This is a genomic window from Flintibacter hominis (genome assembly GCF_014287965.1).
GTDB classification, from domain to species: domain Bacteria; phylum Bacillota; class Clostridia; order Oscillospirales; family Oscillospiraceae; genus Lawsonibacter; species Lawsonibacter aceti.
Genome location: NZ_JACOPO010000002.1, coordinates 98,741 through 117,957, shown reverse-complemented (window position 1 = coordinate 117,957; position 19,217 = coordinate 98,741). Strand labels below are relative to the sequence as shown.

The 19,217-nt window shown below is 56.8% G+C and carries 27 protein-coding genes; 22 read left to right on the top strand and 5 right to left on the bottom strand.

The window, feature by feature from the left end:
* Positions 1–235 precede the first annotated feature (235 nt).
* From H8S11_RS03800 to rplL, 9 genes are all read left to right on the top strand, one after another.
* Entirely contained in the window at positions 236–2,800 is a 2,565-nt protein-coding gene (locus tag H8S11_RS03800; RefSeq protein ID WP_186852244.1) for a heavy metal translocating P-type ATPase, read from the top strand.
* Positions 2,797–3,060 (top strand): metal-sensing transcriptional repressor, encoded by a 264-nt coding sequence (locus tag H8S11_RS03795; RefSeq protein WP_186852243.1) that lies wholly within the window; start codon positions 2,797–2,799, stop codon positions 3,058–3,060. Before H8S11_RS03800 ends, H8S11_RS03795 begins: the two co-directional genes overlap by 4 nt.
* 390 nt (positions 3,061–3,450) lie before the next feature.
* Positions 3,451–3,618 carry a 50S ribosomal protein L33 gene (rpmG, locus tag H8S11_RS03790; RefSeq protein ID WP_008980220.1) on the top strand — a complete coding sequence of 56 codons (168 nt, stop codon included), beginning with the start codon at positions 3,451–3,453 and terminating at the stop codon, positions 3,616–3,618.
* Positions 3,619–3,657: 39 nt separating this feature from the next.
* The gene (gene secE, locus H8S11_RS03785) at positions 3,658–3,954 is read left to right on the top strand and encodes a preprotein translocase subunit SecE (RefSeq protein WP_147571063.1); all 297 of its coding nucleotides are present in this window, start codon (positions 3,658–3,660) and stop codon (positions 3,952–3,954) included.
* A gap of 11 nt (positions 3,955–3,965) precedes the next feature.
* Positions 3,966–4,490: a transcription termination/antitermination protein NusG gene (gene nusG / locus H8S11_RS03780; protein WP_147571062.1), complete on the top strand. Its 525-nt coding sequence runs from the start codon at positions 3,966–3,968 to the stop codon at positions 4,488–4,490.
* 171 nt (positions 4,491–4,661) lie between these two features.
* Positions 4,662–5,087, top strand: coding sequence for a 50S ribosomal protein L11 (rplK, locus tag H8S11_RS03775; protein WP_147571061.1), 426 nt, complete (start codon positions 4,662–4,664; stop codon positions 5,085–5,087).
* Positions 5,088–5,099: 12 nt separating this feature from the next.
* The gene (rplA, locus tag H8S11_RS03770) at positions 5,100–5,792 is read left to right on the top strand and encodes a 50S ribosomal protein L1 (RefSeq protein ID WP_147571060.1); all 693 of its coding nucleotides are present in this window, start codon (positions 5,100–5,102) and stop codon (positions 5,790–5,792) included.
* Positions 5,793–6,064: 272 nt separating this feature from the next.
* Positions 6,065–6,622, top strand: a complete 558-nt coding sequence (rplJ, locus tag H8S11_RS03765; RefSeq protein WP_186852242.1) for a 50S ribosomal protein L10 — start codon at positions 6,065–6,067, stop codon at positions 6,620–6,622.
* A 77-nt stretch (positions 6,623–6,699) separates the two neighbouring features.
* Positions 6,700–7,077 carry a 50S ribosomal protein L7/L12 gene (gene rplL / locus H8S11_RS03760; protein ID WP_147571058.1) on the top strand — a complete coding sequence of 126 codons (378 nt, stop codon included), beginning with the start codon at positions 6,700–6,702 and terminating at the stop codon, positions 7,075–7,077.
* Between the two features lie 55 nt (positions 7,078–7,132).
* On the opposite strand, the gene H8S11_RS03755 is transcribed toward rplL, so the two are convergent.
* The 4 genes from H8S11_RS03755 to asnA form a co-directional block, all read right to left on the bottom strand.
* On the bottom strand, positions 7,133–8,668 hold the full coding sequence (locus H8S11_RS03755) for an oligosaccharide flippase family protein (RefSeq protein WP_243200921.1): 1,536 nt from the start codon (positions 8,666–8,668) through the stop codon (positions 7,133–7,135).
* A gap of 125 nt (positions 8,669–8,793) precedes the next feature.
* The gene (locus H8S11_RS03750) at positions 8,794–9,201 is read right to left on the bottom strand and encodes a CD1247 N-terminal domain-containing protein (protein ID WP_147571057.1); all 408 of its coding nucleotides are present in this window, start codon (positions 9,199–9,201) and stop codon (positions 8,794–8,796) included.
* 77 nt (positions 9,202–9,278) lie between these two features.
* A complete protein-coding gene (gene efp / locus H8S11_RS03745; protein WP_147571166.1) occupies positions 9,279–9,842 on the bottom strand; it encodes an elongation factor P in 564 nt (187 codons plus the stop codon).
* Between the two features lie 118 nt (positions 9,843–9,960).
* On the bottom strand, positions 9,961–10,974 hold the full coding sequence (asnA, locus tag H8S11_RS03740; RefSeq protein ID WP_186852432.1) for an aspartate--ammonia ligase: 1,014 nt from the start codon (positions 10,972–10,974) through the stop codon (positions 9,961–9,963).
* 299 nt (positions 10,975–11,273) lie between these two features.
* Between asnA and H8S11_RS03735 the strand changes: the two genes are divergently transcribed.
* The 13 genes from H8S11_RS03735 (at position 11,274) to H8S11_RS03675 (ending at position 18,801) form a co-directional block, all read left to right on the top strand.
* Complete coding sequence (locus tag H8S11_RS03735; protein ID WP_186852241.1) at positions 11,274–11,699, top strand: RNHCP domain-containing protein; 426 nt, start codon at positions 11,274–11,276, stop codon at positions 11,697–11,699.
* A gap of 110 nt (positions 11,700–11,809) precedes the next feature.
* On the top strand, positions 11,810–12,262 hold the full coding sequence (locus H8S11_RS03730) for a DIP1984 family protein (RefSeq protein ID WP_186852240.1): 453 nt from the start codon (positions 11,810–11,812) through the stop codon (positions 12,260–12,262).
* Between the two features lie 220 nt (positions 12,263–12,482).
* Positions 12,483–13,241, top strand: a complete 759-nt coding sequence (locus tag H8S11_RS03725; RefSeq protein WP_186852239.1) for an exodeoxyribonuclease III — start codon at positions 12,483–12,485, stop codon at positions 13,239–13,241.
* Positions 13,242–13,265: 24 nt separating this feature from the next.
* Positions 13,266–13,787, top strand: a complete 522-nt coding sequence (locus H8S11_RS03720) for an NAD(+) diphosphatase (RefSeq protein WP_186852238.1) — start codon at positions 13,266–13,268, stop codon at positions 13,785–13,787.
* A gap of 30 nt (positions 13,788–13,817) precedes the next feature.
* Positions 13,818–14,684 (top strand): methylenetetrahydrofolate reductase [NAD(P)H], encoded by an 867-nt coding sequence (gene metF / locus H8S11_RS03715; protein ID WP_147571052.1) that lies wholly within the window; start codon positions 13,818–13,820, stop codon positions 14,682–14,684.
* 86 nt (positions 14,685–14,770) lie between these two features.
* Positions 14,771–15,454, top strand: a complete 684-nt coding sequence (locus tag H8S11_RS03710; RefSeq protein ID WP_147571051.1) for a TVP38/TMEM64 family protein — start codon at positions 14,771–14,773, stop codon at positions 15,452–15,454.
* A gap of 96 nt (positions 15,455–15,550) precedes the next feature.
* Positions 15,551–15,970 (top strand): Fur family transcriptional regulator, encoded by a 420-nt coding sequence (locus H8S11_RS03705; RefSeq protein ID WP_147571050.1) that lies wholly within the window; start codon positions 15,551–15,553, stop codon positions 15,968–15,970.
* Positions 15,967–16,509 carry an NADH peroxidase gene (locus tag H8S11_RS03700; protein ID WP_186852237.1) on the top strand — a complete coding sequence of 181 codons (543 nt, stop codon included), beginning with the start codon at positions 15,967–15,969 and terminating at the stop codon, positions 16,507–16,509. The genes H8S11_RS03705 and H8S11_RS03700 overlap by 4 nt, the downstream gene beginning before the upstream one ends.
* A gap of 426 nt (positions 16,510–16,935) precedes the next feature.
* The gene (locus tag H8S11_RS03695) at positions 16,936–17,103 is read left to right on the top strand and encodes a hypothetical protein (RefSeq protein ID WP_186852236.1); all 168 of its coding nucleotides are present in this window, start codon (positions 16,936–16,938) and stop codon (positions 17,101–17,103) included.
* 117 nt (positions 17,104–17,220) lie between these two features.
* On the top strand, positions 17,221–17,631 hold the full coding sequence (locus H8S11_RS03690; RefSeq protein ID WP_186852235.1) for a hypothetical protein: 411 nt from the start codon (positions 17,221–17,223) through the stop codon (positions 17,629–17,631).
* A 33-nt stretch (positions 17,632–17,664) separates the two neighbouring features.
* Positions 17,665–18,120: a hypothetical protein gene (locus H8S11_RS03685; RefSeq protein WP_186852234.1), complete on the top strand. Its 456-nt coding sequence runs from the start codon at positions 17,665–17,667 to the stop codon at positions 18,118–18,120.
* Between the two features lie 50 nt (positions 18,121–18,170).
* Positions 18,171–18,563 carry a hypothetical protein gene (locus H8S11_RS03680; RefSeq protein ID WP_186852233.1) on the top strand — a complete coding sequence of 131 codons (393 nt, stop codon included), beginning with the start codon at positions 18,171–18,173 and terminating at the stop codon, positions 18,561–18,563.
* A 64-nt stretch (positions 18,564–18,627) separates the two neighbouring features.
* Entirely contained in the window at positions 18,628–18,801 is a 174-nt protein-coding gene (locus H8S11_RS03675; protein WP_186852232.1) for a hypothetical protein, read from the top strand.
* Positions 18,802–18,876: 75 nt separating this feature from the next.
* Here the strand turns inward: H8S11_RS03675 and H8S11_RS03670 are convergent, their stop codons facing one another.
* On the bottom strand, positions 18,877–19,185 hold the full coding sequence (locus H8S11_RS03670; protein ID WP_186852231.1) for a helix-turn-helix domain-containing protein: 309 nt from the start codon (positions 19,183–19,185) through the stop codon (positions 18,877–18,879).
* Positions 19,186–19,217: the final 32 nt, after the last annotated feature.

Sequence of the window (19,217 nt, the reverse complement as noted above, 5' to 3'; positions counted from 1 at the left end):
AAGCTGGAGGATATGGTGGAGCGAGGACAGGAAGCAGGAATTCAATCAAACAGGCAGCGCCTGCTCCGTTTCCCATTCAGACCGTTCTATTTGAATGGTGGCACGCGCATTGTAATCTCTAAAGCAGCAGAGCCGCCCCCGAAAATCCTCCGCTCCGAATTTGTGCCGCCTCCGCAGTGTGGAGCGCGGCGAGCCCCATATGGGCGGAGCGGGGACAGCGCAACGAGGTGATACGATGAAGCAAAAATTCAACATCACAGGCATGACCTGTTCCGCCTGCTCCGCCCATGTGGAGAAGGCGGTCAGCAAGGTGAAGGGCGTCAGAAGTGCCGCGGTCAGTCTGATGACCAACTCCATGGTAGCGGAGTACGACGAAGGTGTCGTCACAGCACAGGATATCATTCAGGCGGTCACCGCCTCTGGCTATGGCGCCTCCCTGCCCCAGGAAAAAGGAAAGGCGGCTGCCCCGCAAAAAGATGACACCATGGAGCGGGAGCTGGCCTCTATGAAGCACCGGCTGATCTGGTCCTTCGTCTTTCTCATTCCCCTATTCTATATCTCAATGGGCCACATGATGGGCGCTCCCCTGCCTGCCTTCCTGCTGGGACATGAGAACGCCGTAGCCTTCGGGCTGACCCAGCTGCTCCTTACTCTGCCTATCATGTATCTCAACGATAAGTATTACAAGGTGGGCTTTAAAACGCTCTGGCATCGGGCGCCCAACATGGACTCCCTGATCGCCGTGGGCTCCATCGCCGCGGTTATCTATGGCGTGTTCGCCATTTACCAGATGGGCTATGGACTGGGCCACGGGGATATGGAGCGGGTGGCCCGCTACCACATGGACCTGTATTTCGAGTCTGCTGGAATGATTCTGACCCTGATTACCCTGGGGAAATTTTTGGAGACCCGCTCTAAGGGCAAGACCAGCCAGGCTATCACCCGCCTGATGGACTTGGCGCCCAAGACGGCCTCTGTCCTTCGGGGCGGGGTGGAGGTGGAGATTCCCGTGGAAGAGGTCCAGGTGGGGGACCGAGTGGTGGTCCGGCCGGGCCAGTCCATCCCAGTGGACGGCGTGATCGTAGAGGGCCAATCCGCTGTGGATGAGTCTGCCCTCACCGGGGAGTCTCTCCCTGTGGACAAATCTGTGGGGGATAAGGTGGCCGCCGCTTCCATCAACAAATCCGGTTTCTTTACCTTTGAGGCCAGCCGGGTGGGGGAGGATACCACTCTGGCTCAGATGATCCGACTGGTGGAGGAGGCTTCTGCCTCCAAGGCTCCCATCGCCAAGCTGGCGGATAAGGTAGCCGGTGTCTTTGTCCCGGTGGTAATGCTGATTGCCGCGGTCACCGCCGTCGTTTGGCTGGTTGTCACCGGCGGGGACGTGACAAAAGCTCTCACTGCCGGCGTGGCGGTGCTGGTCATTTCCTGCCCCTGTGCCCTGGGGCTGGCCACCCCCGTGGCCATTATGGTGGGGACCGGAAAGGGAGCGGAAAACGGCATCCTCATCAAATCCGCTGAGGCGCTGGAGACCCTCCACACCATTGATACGGTGGTACTGGACAAGACCGGCACCCTGACCCAGGGAAAGCCAGTGGTGACCGATATCCTGCCGGCGGCTGATCTGGAGGAGGACGGCCTGCTGACCTTGGCAGCCTGTTTGGAGGGGCCGTCGGAACATCCCCTGGCTGCCGCCATCGTAGAGGAGAGCAGGAGCAGGAAATTGCCCATCACTTCGGTGGGCAACTTTGAGGCCGTCCATGGCCGAGGGGTGCGGGCAACCATCAGAGACCGATACTTCCTGGGGGGAAACCGGGCGATGATGGAGGAGGCTGGAGTGGACCTGGCCGAATTTGGGGTCCAGGCGGACACTCTGGCCGCCCAGGGAAAGACGCCTCTGTACTTTGCGGACGGGGAGCGGGTGCTGGGCCTTATCGCGGTAGCGGACACCCCCAAACCCTCCAGCGCGGCCGCCGTGGCAGCTTTTCGGACGCTGGGACTGGACGTGGTTATGCTTACCGGCGACAACCGGCGTACTGCCGACGCCATTGGCAAGGAACTGGGGGTGACCCAGGTGATGGCCGAGGTTCTGCCCCAGGACAAGGAGCGGAAGGTGAAGGAGCTCCAGGATCAGGGCAGGAAAGTGGCCATGGTGGGCGACGGCATCAACGACGCCCCCGCCCTGGCCAGGGCGGACGTGGGACTGGCCATCGGAGCCGGGACTGACGTGGCCATCGAAAGCGCGGACATCGTGCTGATGAAGTCTGACCTGCTGGACGCGGCCTCCGCGGTGGAGCTGTCCCGGGCCACCATCCGAAACATCAAAGAAAACCTGTTCTGGGCATTTTTCTATAACTCGCTGGGTATTCCTCTGGCTGCCGGTGTATTTTACACCACCCTCCATTGGCAGCTCAATCCCATGTTTGCCGCTGCCGCCATGAGCCTAAGTTCGGTCTGCGTAGTGACAAATGCCCTGCGCCTGCGCTTTTTCAAAAGCAAATTCAAATCCCCGCCCACAGAGGAGCGGAGCGCCCGGGAGGGAGCCTGCCCCCTGGAGATAAAGGAAACAGAGCAAGGAGGAACAGAAACGATGAACAAGACCATGATAATCGAGGGCATGATGTGCGGCCACTGCACCGGACGGGTGGAGAAGGCCCTGTCCGCCATTGACGGAGTGGACAAGGTAGAGATGAGTCTGGAGGATAAGTCCGCCGTTTTGTCCCTATCTAAGGAAGTGGATGACAAGGTGCTCACCGACGCCGTCACCGAGGCAGGCTATGAGGTGGTGTCTGTCAAGTGAAGGCAGACCACGCCCAGGTGAACCGGCTGCTAAAGACCGCCCGCGGGCAGATCGACGGCATTTTGAAGATGGTGGAGGAGGACCGCTACTGCCTGGATGTATCCAGCCAGATCATGGCCGCCCAGTCCATCCTGAAAAAGGCCAACCGGATGGTGCTCAGGGCCCATATGGACTGCTGCGTCCGGGAGGCGGCCGCCTCCGGCGACCCGGACGCCAAGCTGGAAGAGCTGGCTGCCCTGCTGGATAAGCTGGCGGACTGAAGCGAATATTTGAGTAGACTGCGGCGGCGGGTCCTACAAATAGGGGCCCGCCGTCCATCCCGTTTCTTACCTTAACTTATAAAAAATAAAAAATTGCTTGACGAATAGCGGGAAAGATGATATAGTATCCCATACCTGTGAAAAGGGGCTTTTTTGTCGTGCGCATTTTTACGGTGTTTGACGTCCGACCCCCTTAGCCATACTTGGAACACAGGGAGGCAACAGAGCCGGATCCCACCGTAGACCATGGCGTACTACGCCCTTGTGTCGCTGGATCTGGCAATATGGCCGGGTCCGGCGTTTTCTGTTTTAGGAACGCTTTTTCTCCCGTCCGACTCAACGCGGGCCGCTGCGGCGGTCCCTGTAAATTCAAAAGGAGGTGCCGAACAAATGGCAAGCAAAGCCGGCGCGCGCATTAAGATCACCCTGCGGTGCTCTGAGTGCAAGCAGAGAAACTACAACACCATGAAGAACAAGAAGAATACCCCTGACCGCCTGGAGCTGAACAAATACTGCCCCTTCTGCAGAAAGCACACCGTCCACAATGAGACCAAGTAATTGGAGCCTCACAGGCTGAAAGGAAAGAAGGGTAGCAACATGGCTGAGAACGAGAAGCTGGAGCAGACTGCCCAGACTGCTTCTGACAAGGCCGACAAGGCCAAGAAGGACAAGAAGTCCGAGAAAAAGTCCAAGCCCGGCGTCTTTGCCCGCATTGGCAAGTGGCTCAAGGATATGAAGAGCGAGCTGAAGAAAGTCCAGTGGCCCACCCGCAAGCAGACGGTCAACAACACCCTGATCGTCATCGCCTGTGTGGTCGTGGTTGGCATCTTTATCTGGCTGTTTGACCTGGTGGCCAACAAGGGGATCGGCCTGATCCTTTCCCTGCTGGGCTGAGGGCGCGGACTATGGCTGACAACGCGAACTGGTATGTGGTACACACCTATTCCGGGTATGAGAATACGGTGAAGGCCACCATCGAGAAGTATGTGGAGAACCGCAACATGAGAGATCTGATCCACGAGATCAGCATCCCCATGGAAACGGTTACCGAGATCACCGACAACGGCCCCAAGGACGTGGAGCGGAAGGTCTTTCCCGGCTATGTCCTGGTCAAGATGGTGATGAACGACGAGACCTGGCACGTGGTGCGCAATATCCGCGGCGTCACCGGATTTTTGGGCGAGGGCAACAAGGCCATCCCCCTGTCTGAAGACGACGTGGCTGCCCTTGGGGTGGAGAAGCGCGAGATCGTAGTCAGCTACCAGCTGGGCGACACGGTCAAGATCACCGAGGGCGCCCTGGAGTCCTTCCTGGGCACCGTGGAAGAAATTGACCTGGAGCGCGGCAAGGTTAGGGTGGTAGTGTCCATGTTTGGACGCGAGACCCCCGTGGAGCTGGAGCTGGACCAGGTGGAGCCCGCAAATTCCTGACAATGACCGACTGGACGCAGGATGCGGCGGCTATGGCGCGCCGCATGCTTCAGGTTGGGTCATAAATGGCGCACCAGGGTCGCCGCGCCCTACAAAAGCGGCCCGCACAAGTGGGAGGAGCGATTACCGCTCCGCCAAACGACCACATTTTTCAAATGGAGGTGCTCTTTCGTGGCACAGAAAGTAACTGGATATGTAAAACTTCAGATCCCCGCCGGCAAGGCGACTCCCGCCCCCCCTGTTGGCCCCGCTCTGGGCCAGCACGGCGTGAATATCGCCGCCTTTACCAAGGAGTTCAACGAGCGCACCAAGAACGACGTGGGTATGATCATCCCCGTTATCATCACCGTATACGCCGATCGCTCCTTTACCTTTATCACCAAGACTCCTCCCGCCCCCGTGCTGATCAAGAAGGCCTGTAATCTGGAGAAGGCCTCCGGCGTGCCCAATAAGAACAAAGTGGCCACCATCAGCAAGGAAGACGTCCGCAAGATCGCCGAGATCAAGATGCCCGACCTGAACGCCGCCTCCATCGAGGCCGCTATGAGCATGATCGCCGGCACCGCCCGTTCCATGGGCATCCTGGTGGGCGAGTAAGGAGGGTTAGAGATGTTTAGAGGTAAGAAATATCAGGAGAGCGCCAAGAAGATCGACCGCAACGCTCTGTACGATACCGCCGACGCCATGAAGCTGGTCGTCGATACCGCCACCGCTAAGTTCGATGAGACCGTGGAGCTCCACGTGAAACTGGGTGTCGACTCCCGCCACGCTGACCAGCAGGTCCGCGGCGCCATCGTTCTGCCCCACGGCACCGGCAAGACCCAGCGCGTGCTGGTCTTTGCCAAGGCCGCCAAGGCGGACGAGGCCAAGGCTGCTGGCGCTGACTACGTAGGTGAGATGGACCTGGTGGAGAAGATCCAGAAGGAAAACTGGTTCGACTTCGACGTGGTAGTGGCTACCCCCGACATGATGGGCGTGGTAGGCCGTCTGGGTAAGGTGCTGGGCCCCAAGGGCCTGATGCCCTCTCCCAAGGCCGGCACCGTCACCATGGACGTGACCAAGGCCGTCAACGAGATCAAGGCCGGTAAGGTGGAGTACCGTCTGGACAAGACCAATATCATCCACTGCCCCATCGGCAAGGTTTCCTTTGGCCCTGAGAAGCTGGCTGAGAACTTCAACGCCATCATGGGCGCCATTGTTAAGGCCAAGCCCGCCGCCGCCAAGGGCCAGTATATCAAGAGCTGCACCGTGGTATCCACCATGGGCCCCGGTGTGAAAGTCAACGGCGCCAAGCTGATGTAAGACGCGCGCGTACCGCTGGGAGGACCTGGTCCTCGATCTGGCGGCTGCGCTGTGCCCCAATTTTGTTTGTCATGCCCGGACAGGTTTTGCTTGACAAGGCCTGTCCGGGATGATAAAATATCATTCGCGTTCAAAGACAGCAGGTTCCGGCCCGCCGGAGTAAGTCCTGCCGAGAGTGCTTTCAAAAGAATACCTTTTGATGGTACTGTCCTCCTGTCTTTTGACCGGAGGTTTTTTGTTGCGCGGAAACAATTTCTGGAGGTGAATCCAAAATGCCTAACGCAAAGGTCCTTTCTGAGAAGCAGGCTGTTGTGGCCGCTCTGACGGAGCAGCTGAAGGGCGCCGCCAGCGGCGTGCTGGTGGATTACAAGGGTATCACCGTTGCCGAGGACACCGCTCTGCGCGTCGAGCTGCGCCAGAACGAGGTGCAGTATGGCGTGGTGAAGAATACTCTGGCCCGGTTCGCCCTGAACAATGTGGGCCTGGAAAGCCTGGATGAGGTGCTCAACGGCACCACTTCCCTGGCGACCAGCGCCGGCGACCCAATCGCTCCCATGCGTGTGGTCAACAAGTACGCCAAGCAGCTGGGCGATCGCTTCAACATCAAGGGCGGCTTCATGGATGGCAAGGTGCTGTCCCTGGAGGAGATCCTGGCTCTGGCCGAATTGCCCGCTAAGGATGTTCTGCAGGCTCAGGCTCTGGGCATGATGCTGGCTCCCATCACCAGTCTGGCTATCGTGCTGAAGGCCATCGCCGAGAAGGGCGGCGAAGCCGCCCCTGCTGCCGAGGAGGCCGCCGCCCCCGCTGAGGAAGCCCCTGCCGCCGAGTAAGTCGGCGTACCTTTCCCCGCTCCCCGGTGGGGAGAAAAAATTTAGATTTTGATTACACAATTAGGAGGTAAATTATCATGGCAAGTGAGAAGATTACTGCTCTGATCGAGGAAGTCAAGGCTCTGACCGTGCTGGAGCTGTCCGAGCTGGTCAAGGCTCTGGAGGAGGAGTTCGGCGTGTCCGCCGCCGCTATGGCCGCTCCCGCTGCTGGCGGCGCTGCTGCTCCCGCCGCTGAGGAGAAGACCGAGTTTGACGTGGTTCTGGCCAGCTTTGACGCTGCTGCCAAGATCAAGGTCATCAAGGCCGTCCGCGAGATCACCGGCCAGGGTCTGGCCGAGGCTAAGGCTACCGTCGAGGGCGCTCCCAAGGCTCTGAAGGAGGGCGTGTCCAAGGACGAGGCCGAGGAGCTGAAGAAGAAGCTGGAAGAGGCCGGTGCCAAGGTCGAGCTGAAGTAAGCTGTCCCCATGCATTTAAAAGGACTGCCGCTTTTTGCGGCAGTCCTTTTTTCGTTTACCACTTGACCCGCAGTGTATCCCGCAGGCTGACTCCCTGGGCATGAAGAGCGGACAGGTAGAGGACCAGAGCGAAGGCTAGACTGCCCAGCCCAGCCCAAAGGGGAGGAAGCCCGCTGGCCTTTAGATACCGGAGCAGAAGATTGGTGTTCAATGCGGCCAGGAGAGAGGCCAGCCCAGGGGCAGTCATCCAGCGGAAGAGCTGGGGCCGCAGACCTGTGTGCCGTAGAACAAGAGACAGGCACAGGACAAGCTCCAGCGCGGTGGATACCAGAGCTCCGGCCACATAGCCTTTCATTCCAAGGCCAGGCAGGGGGATCAGAACCAGAGTGCAGGCCAGCTGCACCCCGCCGCCTAGCAGGGAAACAGCGGCCACCTCCTTCTGGAGGCCAACCCCGTTGAGGACGGCGGCCAATACGGAGCAGTAGCAACTCATGGCGGTGGTAACAGCCAGAGGGATCAGGTGCTCTCCTACGCCATCCTGCTTGAACATGAGCCGGCCCAGGTCAGGGCCCAGCACCACCATCAGAGCCATGGCAGGCAGAGTGAGGACAGAGACGGCAGCCATGGCTCGGGAGGACAGCCGCCGCACCTCACCCGGCCAGTTTAAGGCGCAGGCCCGAGCCAGACGGGGGACCAGGACCAGATTGAGGGCGCCCAGAAAGACAATGGGAAGGGAGAGCATGGGCATGGTCATGCCACAGACCACACCGAATTCGGAGATGGCCGCCGACCGCTCCATCCCTCCCTCTACCAGCTTCTGAGGAATTAAAGTGGCGTTGGCCGCTCCCATCAGGTTGCCCAGCAGGGCGTTGGCCCCTACAGGCAGGGCAATGGAGAGCACTCGCTTCCGGCGGATTCGGGCGGTTTCCCCCGGCCCGTTCAGCCCTAAACGGCCTAACCGGCGGCGGTACAGGATGGACAGGGTGCAGGCGGAGAATACCTCGCAGATCACCATCCCCAGGACGATAAGCCCGACCACCCGCTCCGGATACTGAGGCAGAAAGAAGAACAGCAGTCCAAGCACCGCTGCCGTCCGGATGAACTGCTCCACCAGTTCGACGATGGCCGGCGGCCGAACCAGCCCCGCCCCATAAAAGAAGTGCTTGTGTAGATTTTCCACACCGGTAAGGGCAACACAGGGGACCAGCAGAATAAGACCTAGCTGGGTCCTGGCGTCCCCCAACAGCTCCACAGAGATGGGGTCGGACAGCCAGATGACCAGCGCGCCTAGAGGGAGCAGAAGGAGAAAAAAGGCCCGCAGGCAGGTGCCCATTGTCTGGGACAGCCCCCTACGGTTGCCCAGGGCCAGATACTGGGAGGTAAGGTTAGACATGGCGGAGGTCAGGCCAATGGCGGTCAGAGAGAGAAGGACCGAATACACTGGCATGATAAGCTGGTATAGCCCCATGACTTCCGCCCCTACGGCCCGAGACAGGGCCACACGGTAGCCGAAGCCCAGTATCTGGGATACCGCGCCTACAGCGGTGAGGAAGAGCGCCCCCTTGCCCGCCGACAACATTTTTTCGCCCAACGATGATCACCCCTCCCTGTCACTCTATTCGCGGGGAGGGCGCTTCATGACCAAAGGAAAAAAGGAGGCGCGCCGTCTGGCGCGCCTCCTCGGCCGCTTTTTGAACGGGAGAGAGGGGAAGGGGGTTACTCCTCCTCGTCAGCCTCCACCACATCGTCGCTCAGGTCCAAAGAGAACTTGGACTGACAGTTGGGGCACTGTATAAAGCCCTCCGCCAGAGCCTCGTCGTCGATGATGAGAGGCTCCTCACAGGTGGGGCACTCCACCTCAAACCAGTCGTCGTCGTAGTCCTCCTCGTCGTTCTCATCCTCGTCAAAGACCACGGACTCCACATCAGCCAGGTCATCGGACAGCACATCGATTTCCTCTCCCAGAGCCAGAGCGTTCTCCTCCAGGTCCTCGATGGACAGGCCGACCTCCTCCAGAATGCCGATCATCACAGAGATGAGCTTTCCCTCCTTGGACTTCTCGGTATCCAAATTCAGGCCCTCGGCCAAACCTTTGAGATAGGCGACTTTTTCGGAAATAGTCATAATCGTTCTCCTTTTCAGGCGGCGGGGACAAACCCCGGCCTACGGTTGTTAGGTGGGACTCACGACGGCTGGGACACTTAACCCTTGCAACGCTCCAGATACTCGCCGGTGCGGGTGTCAATCTTGATTTTGTCGCCAGGATTGATGAACAAGGGGACCTTGATCTCGGCGCCGGTCTCCAAAGTGGCGGGCTTGGTCACATTGGTAGCGGTGTCACCCTTGAAGCCGGGATCGGTTTCGGTGACCACCAGCTCAACAAAGTTGGGGGGTTCCACACCAAAGACGCTGCCCTTATAGGACATGACCTTGCAGGGGGTATTCTCCATAACAAACCGGAAGGAGTCGCCCAGCAGATCCTTGCTGATGGGCAGCATATCAAAGGTCTCCATGTCCATGAAATAGTACAGGTCGCCGTCGTTGTAGCTATACTCCATGTCCTTGCGTTCCACGAAGGCCTGCTCAAATTTAGCGGTGGGATTGAAAGAAGTTTCGGTGACACCGCCGGTGATGATATTCTTCATCTTGGTGCGGACGAAGGCGGCGCCTTTGCCGGGCTTCACGTGTTGAAACTCGACTACCTGCATGACCTTTCCGTCCATTTCAAAAGTCACGCCATTGCGGAAGTCGCTGGCAGAAATCATTGCCATAGGAATCATCCTCCATTATCGTTGAAATAAGCTGATTTATTTTACCCTATTTTCCCTGCTTTGACAAGGGGTTTCCTGGGATTTGATGAAGCGGGCCGGTAAATTTCTCCCATTACAGCAGGATGACGCCGGACTCCTCGGCGGCCTTGAGGTTGGGCTCATCCCAGAGAGAGCTCTGGACCTCTCCGATATGGGCCTTGCCTAACAGGGCCATAGACACCCGGGATTGCCCGATGCCGCCGCCCATAGTCAGAGGCAGCTCGCCGTTCAGCAGCATTTTGTGGAAGGGCAGGCCGCGCCGGTCGTCACAGCCGGCCAGAGCGAGCTGCCGGTCCAGCGCCTCAGGGTCTACCCGGATGCCCATGGAGGACAGCTCCAGAGACTGACCGTTGACGCTGTCCCACACCAGCAGGTCGCCGTTAAGGGACCAGTCGTCATAGTCGGGCGCCCGACCGTCGTGAGGCTGGCCGGAGCGGAGCTTGCCCCCGATGCCAATGAGAAAGGTGACGGGATGCTCCTGGGTGAAGGCGTGCTCCCTCTCCTTGGGGGTCAACTGGGGGTACAGGTCCTCCAGCTCCTGGGAGGTGATAAAGGTCACTTCACGGGTCAGCTTGGGCAGGACGGACAGCTGGGGAAACACGGTGTGGAGGAAGGACTGGGTCTCGGCCAGGGCGCCCACGATGGAGCGGACGGTCTGCTTCAAGAAATCCAGGTTCCGGTCCTCTCTGGAGATGATTTTCTCCCAGTCCCACTGGTCTACATAGGCGGAGTGGAGGGCGTCCAGTGCCTCGTCTCGGCGAATGGCGTTCATGTCGGTGTACAGCCCCTCACCCACCTGGAACTGGTAGCGTTTCAGGGCCAGGCGCTTCCACTTGGCCAGGGAGTGGACCACCACCGCGGTTTCCTGACAGCCATTGATGTCAAAGGACACGGGCCGCTCTACGCCATTCAGGTCGTCATTCAGCCCGGAGGTGGAGGAGACGAACAGGGGGGCGGACACCCGGTGGAGGCGGAGAGCACCGGACAGCTTATCCTCAAAGAGCCGGTTGAGTAGACCGATGGCCTTCTGTGTTTCATAGATGGACAGCAGGGAAGTATAACCCTGGGGGATGTGGATCTGAGGCATGGTGGCAGGGTCCTCCTTTTTCAATCGAATCTCCCTTATTATAACGAATTATTTGCGGGAGCGCAACGGCGTTTTTTACAGTTTTATTACGATTTTGTTTCTGAACTTGCCTTTTCCACTCACTTTACAGTATAATGGCGGTGTTGCGGCCGCGGCGACGACAAAAATAGAAAATGAGGAAACCAAGATGAATTATCATTATGATTCGGAGCTTGTGGGTTAAACCGGGAGGTTTGCGCCCAAACGCTTCGCGCGCCTCCCAAAAGAACACATGATATCTTTTAGGAGGAAATATCCCCATGAATCGGGAAAATAAACGGAAAATATTTGAAAAAGGCTACTATAAGACACATCCCTGCCGAGATAGCTTTACCTGTAAGGTGTGCGGCTGGCTGGTGACGCCGGAGGCGGCGGGCAGCGATTACCGCAACCACTGCCCCAACTGTCTGTCCAGCCTGCATATGGATGAGGAGCCTGGGGACCGGGCCGCCGAGTGTGGTGGCGTGATGGACCCCATCGGGGTCTGGGTCCGGAAAAACGGAGAGTGGGCGGTCATCCACCGGTGCCGCCGGTGCGGTAAGCTAAGTTCCAACCGGTCAGCAGCGGACGACAACCCTGTGAAGCTTATGTCCATCGCGCTGAAGCCCCTTGCTATGCCTCCGTTCCCACTGGAGCGTATAGAAGCGATTACCACCCTCATGGGCGGAGAGGGCAGGCTTTTGTAACGGCCCATTTCAGAGCGTCCGCTTCGGCGGGCGCTTTATTTCATCTCTTGCCAAACCAGACCGCCATGGCTATAATGATAACCATAAAAAATGACAAGGAGGATCCCGCCATGAAACTGGCAGAGGCCCTGCAGGAACGGGCGGACCTGAACCGTCGCATCGAGCAGCTCCGAAATCGGCTGGAGAACAGCGCCCTCGTCCAGGAAGGAGAGCGCCCTGCGGAAGCTCCCGAGGTGCTTCTGGAGGAACTGGAGCACTGCGCCGCTAGGCTGGAGGAACTGATGGTCCGCATCAATCTTACCAATAGCAGAACGATGGTGGATGGTCTCACCCTTACGGAACTGATTGCGAAAAAGGACTGCCTGTCCCTGAAAATCAGCGTGTACCGGGATCTTCTTCAGCAGGCGGGGCAGACCACCCGCCGGGCAACCCGCTCTGAGATTAAGATTCTCAGCACAGTAGACGTGGCCCAGTTGCAAAAGGACACTGATCGGATGGCCCAGCGGCTGCGCCTTTTGGATAACAAGCTGCAGCAGACCAACTGGTCCACAGAACTGTCATAAGCTGACAAAGGATAGTTTCCGGAGCGAGTGCGATCTCTTTGGCTGAGAATGAGCCAACCATTGGTATGCGTCCTTGGGCGGACGCGGGGGTTCGATTCCCCGGCTTATCGTAATGCCCCGACCATGCATGACCGCATTGTGATCTGGCATCACGCACAACCCAGCACTGACCGGAGACGAGGGTGGGTACGGGGATTTTTGAACAACAGAGGAGCAAACAATGAAATTTATATCCTGGAATGTGAACGGGCTGCGGGCCTGTATGAAAAAAGGCTTTTTGGACTTTTATCAGGAGCGGCGGCCGGATTTTCTATGTCTGCAGGAGACCAAGATGGAACAGGGACAGGCGGATGTCCCCCTTGGGGAGGGTCTCCTGGAATACTGGAACTCCGCGGAGAAGAAAGGGTATTCCGGAACCGCCGTGTTTACCCCCCATACCCCCATCTCTGTGGCCTACGGTATGGACAAGGACCTCCACGACCACGAGGGGCGGCTCATTACACTAGAGTATGAGGGGTTCTATCTGGTGTGCTGCTACACCCCAAACTCCCAGGATGGCCTGAAGCGGCTAGACTACCGGATGGAGTGGGAGGACGACCTGCGGGATTACCTTAGCTCTTTGGACAGGCAAAAGCCGGTCATCTACTGCGGGGACTTGAACGTGGCCCACCAGGAGATCGACCTGAAAAATCCAAAGACCAACCGGATGAACGCGGGGTTCTCCGACCAGGAGCGGGAGAAGATGACGATTCTGCTCTCCTCCGGCTTTACTGACACGTTCCGATTCCTCTATCCCGACGCCACCGGGGCCTACTCCTGGTGGTCCTATCGGTTCAATGCCCGGAAGAACAACGCAGGATGGCGTATCGACTACTTTATCGTATCCGACCGCCTGCGGGATAAGATCCGCCGGGCGGAGATTCTCGCTGACGTAGAAGGCAGCGACCACTGTCCGGTGCTGCTGGAGCTGGACGTATGATATTAAGACGGAGAGGGAAACGCCATGCGATTTGAATACTGCCCACACTGTGGGACGAGAGCCGTCCAAAAGGAGATCGGGGACGAGGGGCTGATGCCATGGTGCGACCGCTGTAAGCGGCCTCTATTTGACATATTCTCCACCTGTATCATCGCTCTGGCGGTGGACGAAGAGGGGAATGTGGCCCTTCTGCGCCAGGGGTATATCTCCACCCGGCACTATGTGCTGGTGTCCGGATATATAAAGCCGGGAGAGAGCGCCGAGGAGTGCGCGGCCCGGGAGATTGGGGAAGAACTGGGCCTTGCGGTCCGGGGGCTCCACTTCACCGGGACCTACTGGCTGGGAAAAAAGGATATGCTGATGATCGGCTTTGTGGCCAACGTCCACCGGGAGGAGTTCCACCTCTCCCAGGAGGTGGACCAGGCGGTCTGGGTCACTCCAGAGGAGGCCCTGACTATGGTAAACGCCCATCCGGCCATTTCCCACCAGGTGGTGGAATATTACGTGGACCATCGGGAGAGCCTGACGCCCTCTGTTTTGGCCTAGTGCACATCAACAGAAAGGAAGAGAATTTCCATGAAGTTAGCAGAATTATTTGGGAAGGGGCGCACGGTTTTCTCCTGTGAGGTGTTTCCCCCTAAAAAGACTAGCCCAGTAGACAGCATCTACAAGACGTTGGACGGCCTGCGGGACATCCACCCAGACTTTATTAGCGTCACCTTCGGGGCGGGAGGGTCTCAGGTGAACCAGTCTACACGGGAGATCGCCGGACTGATCCAAAACCAGTACCACATCCCGGCCATGGCCCACTTGACTTGTGTGGCGGCCGGCAGGGAGGACGTGGACCGGCTGCTGGAGGAGCTGAAGGCCGAAGGGGTGGAGAACATCCTGGCGCTCCGGGGGGACGTGAATCCAGATATCCCGCCCAAGACAGACTTTGCCCACGCCAGCGATCTGGTGTCCTATATCCGCGCCCACAGCGACTTCGGAGTGTCTGCCGCCTGCTACCCCGAGGGACACCTGGAGAGCCCTGACCTGGTCAGCGATATTCGCCACCTGAAGGAAAAGGTGGATGCCGGGGCCCAGCATCTGGTCAGCCAGCTGTTCTTTGACAATGAGGATTTCTTTCGTTTCCTGGAGCGGGCCAGGATTGCCGGCATTGATGTGCCTATTGAGGCCGGCATCATGCCCGTGCTGTCCAGGTCCTCCATCCAGCGGATGGTGTCCATGTGCGGCGCCAGCCTGCCCAGCAAGCTGACCCGTATCCTAGCCCGGTATGGCGACCATCCGGCTGCCCTGCGGGAGGCTGGCATCGCCTATGCCATTGATCAGATCTCCGATCTCATTGCTGGAGGAGTGGAGGGTATCCACCTGTATACCATGAATGACCCCGCAGTAGCCCAGCAAATTGCCGGCAGCCTGACCTCCATCCGGTCGGTGTAGGATTTTAACAATTTTTAAGGAAAACTACCAGATATCCTAATTTTCCTGTGGTAGGATGAGGAAAACCACAGGAGAAGGCGGTCGTCATGAAGAAGAAAAAGCAGAGTTTGATCCTGGTCCTCGCCCTGCTGCTCCTTTTGGGAGGAGGGCTGTTCCTGTACCGAAGCGGCTTTTTCCAGGCAGCAACCTCAGCAGAAGGGCTGCAGGAGTATATCCGCCGGTTCGCTCCTTATTCACACCTGATTTTTTTCCTGCTCCAGTTCCTGTCAGTGGTACTGGCTCCGATTCCCAGCAATATCAGCGCCGCGGCCGGGGGTGTGCTCTTTGGTACCTGGCCTTCCTTCTGGCTCACTTTTGGGGCAGTGATGGCCGGCTCCCTCCTGGTCTTTTGGCTGGCCCGAGTGCTGGGCAGAGATTTTGCTGACCGGCTGGTCAGCCGAAGGCTGTCAGACCGCTACCAGGACGTGATTCGAGCGAAAACGGATATCTTTCTGCTGCTGGCTTTCCTGTTTCCCTTCTTTCCGGACGATGTGCTGTGCATCCTGGCAGGCCTGACAGAGATCCCGTTTCGCAGGTTCGCGCTCATTGCGCTGTGCGCCCGCCCTTGGGGCCTGCTGTTCGCCAGCGCATTAGGTGGCGCCTCCCTCCGGCTACCGCTGTGGGCTATGGCCCCTATCGGACTGGGCGGCCTGGCTCTCTTTCTGCTGGGAATGAAGTACGGGGACCGGGTGGAAGCAGAGATTTTGCGCCGGCTAAAGCGGGGAGGATAAGAGATAAAAAATTTTTGGGACTGGGTCTTTACAAACTCAGTCCCATATGTTATGCTTAAATAGCAAACGATAATTACTATTGTTAGGGGGGCGGATATGGAACGGTCCATTCGATACAGTAAAAAGAGAGAGGCCATCCTGGCCGCCATTCAGGGCACCAGCTGCCATCCCTCCGCCGAGTGGATCTACCAGCAGTTGAAACCCAGCCATCCCGACCTGAGCCTGGGCACCGTGTACCGCAATCTCATCTTCTTTCAGGAGAGAGGCGATATTCGGAGCGTAGGAGTCATTCAGGGACAGGAGCGTTTTGACGCCGTTGTCACCCCCCATAGCCACTTTGTTTGCGAATACTGCGGCGCGGTCATCGATTTGCCCCATCTTACTTTGGACAGTGAGATGGACCATGCCGTCAGTCAGCAATATGGGCTGATGGTCTACCGCCATGAGCTCACCCTGCATGGACTTTGTCCCGACTGTATAAAACAGAAAAAAAGTAAGGAGGAAACACGATCATGAAAAAGTTTGTTTGTACCATTTGCGGTTATGTCCACGAGGGCGACGCTGCCCCTGAATTCTGCCCCATCTGTAAGGCTCCTGCCGAGAAGTTCAAGGAGCAGGCTGGTGAGAAGACTTGGGCCGCCGAGCACGTTGTGGGCGTGGCTCAGGGCGTGGACGAGGAGATCATCAAGGGCCTGCGTATGAATTTTGAGGGCGAGTGCTCTGAGGTCGGTATGTATCTGGCCATGGCCCGTGTGGCTCATCGGGAGGGGTATCCTGAAATCGGCCTGTACTGGGAGAAGGCCGCCTATGAGGAGGCTGAACACGCCGCCAAGTTTGCCGAGCTGCTGGGCGAGGTGCTGACCGACTCCACCAAGAAGAACCTGGAGATGCGTGTGGACGCTGAGAACGGCGCCACCGCCGGCAAGTTCGAGCTGGCCAAGAAGGCCAAGGAGCTGGGGCTGGACGCCATCCACGACACCGTGCATGAGATGGCCCGCGACGAGGCTCGTCACGGCAAGGCTCTGAAGGGTCTGCTGGAGCGTTACTTCGGCTAATCCAAACCGAATAAAGAAGCACTTTTCGAGAGGGAATCGGGAAACCGGTTCCCTCTCTTTTCATTTTCATCTTGTACAAAAATGGTACATGGAGCTTTTCAGGCCCCATGTTTTCTCTTCAAGTGGTACAAACATGTACCATTTTGCATCTCTATGATACCCCGAAACCCCTTGAATTGCAAGCATTTCCGAGCATCTTTGAGACAAGAAAAATACATCTCTGAAACAGGAAAATAACATCTTTCAGGCATCTTTTTAGCCGCCATTTTTTGCGGGAAAGCACGGTTGATTTTTGACCGTGCTTTTTCTTTTACTTCAAAGCATCAGTACCATTATAACGACACGTGGCTATTCTGGAAATGCTATACTAAAGTCACAAAAGAGATGAGAAACACAAAACCTCACGAACAGAAAGGAAGAGTAAAAATGAAATCTGAGCGCATTATGATTTTGGTTTGGGCCGATTTGAACAAGCGAAAGATTTATGTTCCCCGCAAACTCATGGAGCGAGTACACATTCTGAATAGCGCCGAGGCGCAGTTGTACTTTACTTATCGAAACCGCTACCCCGACTTTGAGGTTATGGCAGGTTGAGTGAGTACCAATAAAACGACTTACGACTGTCCCGCCCCTGCTATAATAAGACCATAAAGAACAGGGAAACAAAGCCCTGAAAAAAACAAAAATATTTATAAAAAGGAGATTATTACCATGACTAACCTGACCATCAACAACAAGGCCCGCGCCATCGAGATGACCAAGAAGTTTGAGAAAGCCGCCAGCCGCTTCGGTTCCGACGAGTACAAGGCGCTCCAGGAGGCCCGCAGAGACAACCCCACTTACAAGGTCATTGTCAAGACCAGCACCGCCAAGAGCAAAGAGAGCTTCAAGGGCCTGACCTACGATTACATGAAGAAGTACATTGCCGCCCACGACGACAAGGACAAGACCATCATGGCCGAGTTTGAAATGCTCCGGGGCACCTCTGCTGAGGCGAAGGAAATGAACGCCGCCGCCCGTCCCTACGGCGAGATGAAGAAGTGGTTCTTCGACAAGTACCCGGCCTTCAAGGAGTTTACCGAAAACTGCAACAAGGCGCTGAAAAAGGAGAAGGCCGCCTAACCCCGATTACCAAAAGAAAGGAGCTGCCCGCACATGAAGAACTATGTGAGAATCGACGAAGCAAATCGGCAAATTATTATGGATAGGACATTTTCACGGCTTTCCAAGATTGTCGGTTCCGAGGAATACAACCTCTTGCAGAGGGCCCGCCAGGACTACGAGGGCTTCCATGTAGTGACCCGCACCATCCGCCGCAACGACAAGAAGGAGTGCTACCGTGGCCTCACATACGACTACATGGAGCGGTACATTCTGCTCCACGACAAGGCCGACGAGCGGAAGAAGGAGTTTGACGAGCTGCGCTTGATTGCCGAGTGCCACAGCAAGCGCTACCCCGTTATCAAACAGTGGTTCTTGCAGCAGTACCCCGAGATTGCCAAGTTCGGTATGCCCGACCTCCCCGAAAGTCCCGCCGCCGAGCAAGCCCCCGCCAATGCAGCGCCCGCCGCGCCGCTGGAAGATATGCAGCAAGTAGACCCCGCCGCCTGAATTGAAGTGTATTTTTCAAAAATGAAAAGAAAGAGGTAAAGATTATGAACATGAACAGCTACAAAATCAATTTCATCAACAACACCATGACCATCACCAAAACTTTTGAGAGAGCCGCAAACAATCCCTACTCCGAGGAATACAAGCTGGTGCAGAAAATTCGCGCCGACTTCCCCACCATGCAGTTTGTCCGTAAGGCTTCCCCCGCTGCCGAACGGCCTAACCCCTTCAAGGGCCTGACCTACGCCGCTATGGAGCGGTACATTCTCTGCGAAGGAAGCTCTGAGTTGATGAGCGAGTTTGAGAAGGTGCGGGAGCGCTCCGCGATTGCCCCCAATCCCTATCTCCTGGTTCGGAATTGGTTTGTGCAGCGGTTCCCGGAATACATGGAGCAAAGAAATGAGGGCCAGGAGCTTCATATCAAAACATACGAAGCCGCTTAATGATGAAATGCACAAATCAGTTTGAAGCGTATTTTTCAAAAATCAGAAAAGGAGTAAAGTTAGTATGAATACGAATTATGTAGTGGATGAAGCGATTGGCATGATTGAAGGTGCGTGTTTAGCGATTGAAGAGCATGGCTGGCTATGCAGCGACGGGCACTGGCTCACCGAAGAAGAACTTGAAAAATGGACAGATGAAATGTTTATTGAAGCCTACCACTTAATCTATGGCCGCTGAATATGGGCAAGAAACGGGATTGACAATGAAATACAAAATGAGAGAGGACGGTACTGCTGGTGTACCATCCTCTCTTTACTTTTGCAATAACCGCTCAACAAAAGATTGAATAAGATGTAAATCCTTCTCATTGAGCTGTTCCAAACCGGAGTTTACATCTTTTATCAGTTTAGGATTGCTGGCCCCACCAAAAAATTCGGGGAGGGTAATCTCAAAATAATCGCAGATGGCAAAAAGCTCTGTTAAGGAAGGTAAAGATTTTCCAGAAGTAATATTGTTGATATAGCCTCTGCTATGTCCGAGGTCATAACTCATTTGATATTCAGATATGCCCTTTGCCATGCGCAGTTGAGTAATACGTTCACGGACAAATGATGTATCCATCAAACCGCCTCCTTATGTACAAGGATAGCGGT